Annotated in this window: 5 protein-coding genes; 3 read left to right on the top strand and 2 right to left on the bottom strand. The window is 60.9% G+C overall.

Annotated features, from left to right (window positions below; all coding sequences use genetic code 11):
• Positions 1–283, top strand: a 283-nt coding sequence (locus F8J34_RS05625; RefSeq protein ID WP_297057031.1) for a TrkA C-terminal domain-containing protein, incomplete at its 5' end; no start/stop codon positions are given.
• Here the strand turns inward: F8J34_RS05625 and F8J34_RS05620 are convergent.
• On the bottom strand, positions 204–812 hold the full coding sequence (locus tag F8J34_RS05620) for a 5-formyltetrahydrofolate cyclo-ligase (protein ID WP_297057030.1): 609 nt from the start codon (positions 810–812) through the stop codon (positions 204–206). The genes F8J34_RS05625 and F8J34_RS05620 overlap by 80 nt on opposite strands.
• A 389-nt stretch (positions 813–1,201) precedes the next feature.
• Here F8J34_RS05620 and dnaA point away from each other — a divergent pair, with 389 nt between their 5' ends.
• Positions 1,202–2,566 (top strand): chromosomal replication initiator protein DnaA, encoded by a 1,365-nt coding sequence (dnaA, locus tag F8J34_RS05615; protein ID WP_297057029.1) that lies wholly within the window; start codon positions 1,202–1,204, stop codon positions 2,564–2,566.
• Complete coding sequence (locus F8J34_RS05610; protein ID WP_297057028.1) at positions 2,502–3,863, top strand: FAD-linked oxidase C-terminal domain-containing protein; 1,362 nt, start codon at positions 2,502–2,504, stop codon at positions 3,861–3,863. Before dnaA ends, F8J34_RS05610 begins: the two co-directional genes overlap by 65 nt.
• A 12-nt stretch (positions 3,864–3,875) precedes the next feature.
• Here the strand turns inward: F8J34_RS05610 and F8J34_RS05605 are convergent.
• Positions 3,876–5,347 (bottom strand): methyl-accepting chemotaxis protein (locus F8J34_RS05605; RefSeq protein WP_297057027.1); only part of this gene is annotated, 1,472 nt, incomplete at its 5' end.

Genomic DNA, 5,347 nt, shown 5'->3' with positions numbered 1-5,347 from the left:
GGAACTCACGGCCCCGGAAATGAACCTGGAGCTCCAGCTCCAGGAGGTGCGCCTGAGCCGGAACTCCAGCCTGGTGGGCAAGGACCTGGTCTCCAGCCGTATCCGGGAGATCTCCGGAGCCATCATCCTGGCGGTAAAGAAGATGACCGGGGAGATGATCTTCAATCCCTCCCCGAGCTACGTGCTGGAGGCCGGGGATATCCTCATTGCCCTGGGGGAACGGGAGAAACTGTCCCGGCTGGAGGAACTGGCGGCCGGACCCAAAACCACCCCTTCTCGGTAACCACTCCATCCACGGGAAGATCGTGTTCCTCCCGGGGCACCCTTTCTATTAACTGAAAGGAAAAGGCCAGCCCCACCCGGGGAGCCCGGATCTTTCGCAGGATGCGGTCGTAAAACCCTCCTCCGTAACCCAGGCGGAACCCCTCCCGGTCAAAGGCCAGGCCCGGAACCAGCACCAGATCCGCCTCCTCGCAGGGAACCACCGGATTTTCCGGAGGGGGCTCGGGAATCCCGTAGGCCCCGGGGACCAGCTCCCCCAGGGTGAAGATCCGGTGAAAGACAAGCCTCTTCTCCGAAAGGAGGGTTCGGGGAAGGGCCACCCTCTTTCCGGAAAGAAGGGCCCTTCCCAGCAGGGGGAAGGTATCCACCTCGGTGCCGAAGGAAGCGAAGAGAAACACCGTGCGTGCCTGCCGGAACACCGGGGAGGCCTCCACCAGGGCACAGATCCTTAGAGAACATTGCCGCCTTTCTTCCGGGGAAAGGGCAGCTCGTTTTCGTTTGAGCTCCCGGCGCAACTGGGCCTTGGTCATTTCCGTTTCCCAGAAAACCACGAAATTCCCGGAGGGTAAAGGCCCCGTCCCTTAAGTCCCGAACCTTCCGCCCCAAGATGGGGAAGACAAAATACGAAGAAATCCATCGGAAACCAGAACTTGCTCACGATCCCTTCCGGGTTAGAAACTCTATTTGTGATTTAAAAAATACTTAGAACCTGGTCCAAATTGCTAAACGTATTGTCCACGGCTTTACCCGTGGTTCCGGATCACAAGTTATAACCAGCGATATTTTCGTGAAAATGAGGGGGTAACCCCAAAATGAAACTTTTCTCCGCCATCGGCTTTCCTGGTTTTTGCCTTCCGCCCGGAGCCGGACTATTAATGTAAGCCCAACCTGAAGTTTCAACTCTTGTCGGGGGAGGACCATGGACCACTCGGTAAGCGAAAAGATCAAGGGTTTTCTGAAAGATCGGCTCCCGGAGGCAACCTTCCGGGTATGGTTTGAGCCCCTGAAGCTGGAGATAAGAGAAGGCCGCATCGTCTTCCTGGTCCCCAATGACTTTACCCGGGAATGGCTCGAAGAAAACTACCGAAAATTTCTCGAAGAGGCGGTCCATCAGGCCGGATTCCGCGGGTTCTCCTTCGCCCTGAGCCAGGAAGAAATCCCCTCCCAGCTCTCCCTTCCTTACGATCCGGTACGGGTGCTGGGACGGGGATTGTCACGGCGCTTTACCTTTGAGGAATTCGTGGTGGGAGATTGTAATCGTCTGGCCTACCGGGTATGCCGCCATCTGGCGGAAAACCCCCGTGGGCAGGTCCTCTACCTTACCGCCGGAAGCGGGCTGGGAAAAAGTCATCTCTCTCAGGCCGTGGGGAACGACCTCCTTTCCCGGAACCGGGACATCCGGGTCTGCTATCTCACGGCCCGGGACTTTACCGGACGCCTCATCAAGGCCCTCAAAGGTGGCCAGATGGAGGACTTCAAGGAACGTCTCTGGCGCAGCTGTCACGTCCTGGTCCTGGAAGAGGTGCACCAGATCCCTCCCCGCGAGTTCACCCAGGGAGAACTGGCCCTGGCCCTGGACTATCTTTACGAGGAGGAACGGGCCGTGGTCTTTACCTCCACCCAGCGCCCCCACGAACTGGGACACCTCGATCCGGCCCTGCGCTCCAGACTGGCCGCGGGAATGGTGGTGCGCATCAATCCGCCGGATTACGAAACCCGTAAAAACATCATCCGGCGTAAGGCCCGCAAACAGGGCCGCGATTTCCCCGAAGAAGTGGTGGAATACCTGGCCCGGCATCTTCGGGGAGACATCCGACAGATCGAAAGCGCGGTGGTGGGGCTCATCGCCCGGGCCGGGATCCTGCGCGAAGAAATCAACCTCTCCCTGGCCCGGGAACTGGTGGCCGAAATCCTCCCTCCCCAGGGGCCGGACCCGGCCTCCCTGGTCATCGAACTGGTATGCAAAAACTTCCGGGTATCCCCCGAGGAACTCCTCTCCCGGTCCCGGAAGAAACGCATCAGCGAACCCCGCCAGGTGGCCATGTTTCTCCTGCGCAAACACACCGACTCCAGTCTTGCGGCCATCGGCCATCGCTTCCAGCGCGACCACGCCACCGTACTTCATGCCATAAGGAGCGTAGAGAAAAAGATGGCCTCTTCAGACCGTTTCCGTTACCAGATAGAATACCTGGAAAGAGAGCTGGCGGAGCGTCTGGACCTTGAAAAGAATCTCCCCGAAGGCCCGAGCGGCCCTGAAGAAACTGCTGGGGAAACGTCTTCTTGAAAGCGAGGCCGATCGTCTGGCCTATGCCTACGACGCCTCCGGACTGACCCTGGTCCCCGAGGCGGTGGCCCTGCCGGAGACTACCGAGGAGGTCTCCCGTATTCTGGCTCTGTCTTACGAAGAAGAATTCCCGGTAATCCCGCGGGGAGCCGGAACCGCCACCACCGGAGCCCCTCTGGCAACCGAAGGCGGCCTGGTGCTCTCCTTTACCCGGATGAACCGGATCCTGGAAATCCATCCCCAGGATCTGGTGGCCGTGGTGGAACCCGGGGTGGTGAACGCCCGTCTTAAGGAGGCCCTGGCTCAACGGGGACTCTTCTATCCCCCGGATCCGGCCAGCTTCCGTTTCTCCACCGTGGGGGGGAACGTGGCCACCTGTGCCGGTGGCCCCCGGGGGCTTAAGTACGGAGTCACCCGGGACTATGTCCTGGCCCTGGAGGCGGTCCTCCCCGGAGGAAGGGTCCTTTCCCTGGGAACCCGGACCCTCAAAGGGGTCATGGGCTACGATCTCACCCGGCTCCTGGTGGGTTCGGAGGGGACTCTCGCGGTCTTCACCCGCATCACCCTTAAGGTCCTGCCCTTACCCCCGGCCCGGGCCACCCTGGCGGCGGGGTTTTCCTCCGAAACCGCGGCCCTTGAGGCCATGCAGGAGGTGCTCTCCGCCGGGTTGTTACCGGCGGCAGCAGAATTCATGGACCGGGTTACCCTGCGGGCCGTGGAGTTCGAACCCCGGGAGATACGCGGACTCCTCCTTTTCGAATTCGACGGGGCGGAATCCGCGGTAAAGGAAGAAATCAGCCGGGCCGTCGATCTATTGCGCTCTCGGGCCCTTTTCCTAAAGGAAGCCCGGGGCCCGCAGGCCGAAAACCTCTGGGAATTGCGCCGGAGCATATCCCCGGCCCTCAAAAAACTGGGTTCCCGGCGGTTTGCCGACGACGTGGTTCTGCCTCGCTCCCGGCTGGCCACCTTTCTTCACCGGGCACGCCAGCTCTCCCGCGCTAAAGACCTCCCTTTAGCCGCCTTCGGACACGCCGGGGACGGAAACCTTCACCTCAACCTCCTTTTCCACCCCTCCCAGGAACCCCGGGCCCGGGAACTCCGCCGGGAGATCCTCAAGCTGGTGCTGGAACTCTCCGGAACCCTCTCCGGAGAACACGGTGTGGGCCTCACCAAAAAGGCCTTCCTTCCCGCAGAAATTGCCCCGGAGGCCCTGGAGCTTATGCGTCAACTCAAACGGCTCTTCGACCCCAAGGGCCTCCTCAATCCCGGCAAGATCTTTCCCCCTGAAGTTACCTAAACCCCTCCTTGATTATTCCTCCTGGACCTTCTTTTCCAGGGCCCGAATGCCCTCCTCGGAAACCCGGAATCTGGAACTGAAGGTATAGATCTCCTCGGCTATACGGGAAAGCTCGTTCGCGGTATCCCCCAGGGCCGAGGCCATCTTCAGAAAATCGGCCACCGTACGCTGGGCCTCCTCCACCGCGGCATCTACCTTCTGGACCTTTTCCGCACCCTTGGAAACACTTTCCTGGATATTTCCCAGGACCGCGGATTGTTCCTCGGCGGCCCCGGCCATCTGGGTGGCCTGTTCGCTTACCCCGGCCACGATCCCCTCCACCTCTTCGATGGATTTCACCGCACTGTCCACCTCTTTCTGGATCACCTCCACCGTTTCCCGGATGGTTTCCGTGGCCTCGGTGGTCTGACGGGCCAGTTCCTTGACCTCGTTGGCCACCACGGCGAACCCCTTCCCGGCCTCCCCGGCCCGGGCCGCCTCGATGGTGGCATTCAGCGCCAGAAGATTGGTCTGGTTGGCAATGTGATCGATGATCTGGACCATCTCTCCGATCCTGCGCGAGCTATCCACCAGCTGGGTGATGCGCTCCGTGGCAAACCGTACCTTATGGCGCACCTCCTCGATGCCGCGGGAGGTCTCGTTCACCCCGTGGACCACCTCCTGAATGGCCTGGGCGAACTGTTCCACCGCCTCGGAAATATTCTGGATTTCCTGGGAGGCACTGCGGGAAAGTTCCCTGATGTGGCGGGTATGCTCCTCGATGGCCCCGCTTCCTTCCCGGAGGTTATCCGCCCTGCGGTCCAGCTCGCCGGAGATCTCCCGCAGGGTTCCGGAATAATTCTGCATGTGAAGCACGTAACGCCCCAGGGCGGCCATGATCCGGTTGAGGGCCTGGGCCATGCGCTGTAGTTCGCAGGTCCCGGTCTCCGGTACGGAGACGTCCAGATCCCCCTGCCCCACCCTCTCCGCGGCCTTGATTACCGTACCGATGGGTTTCCCCAGGCTTATCCGGGTCACCAGCACCACCACCAGAATGATGAGCAACATCCCCCCGAGGGTAGCGGCCACCCCGGTGAAGAGATCCTGTCGCATGCGGGCCAGAAGGGAACTGATATCCACAAAACGCACATATACCCCGATGGAGCGCCCCTGAAAGTCCTTGACCGGGACCGCGGAAACGAAATAATGCCCCCTTTCCACCACCAGCGGAGAGGTAAGGGCCTTATTCAGAAGGTCCTCATCCAGAAGGGCCATCTCCTTTTCGGCGGCGGGAAGAAGGATCCAGAACCGCCCCAGTTTTCGTTCCGAGACCCGCTCCGCCGCCGTAGTGGCCACGGTCTTGATCCAGAAGATGGCGTTTTCCTCCTTGGCCACCTCCCGCAAACGTTTGGCTATGGCCGAAAGACTGGTAAAGACCTCCACGCTTCCCACCGGCTTGTCACTTCCCTCCCAGAAGATCGGGGCCACCCCCCGCACCGCTACGC

The organism is Thermosulfurimonas sp. (assembly GCF_015491435.1).
GTDB lineage: Bacteria > Desulfobacterota > Thermodesulfobacteria > Thermodesulfobacteriales > Thermodesulfobacteriaceae > Thermosulfurimonas_A.
This window is presented reverse-complemented; position numbering and strand designations above follow the sequence as displayed.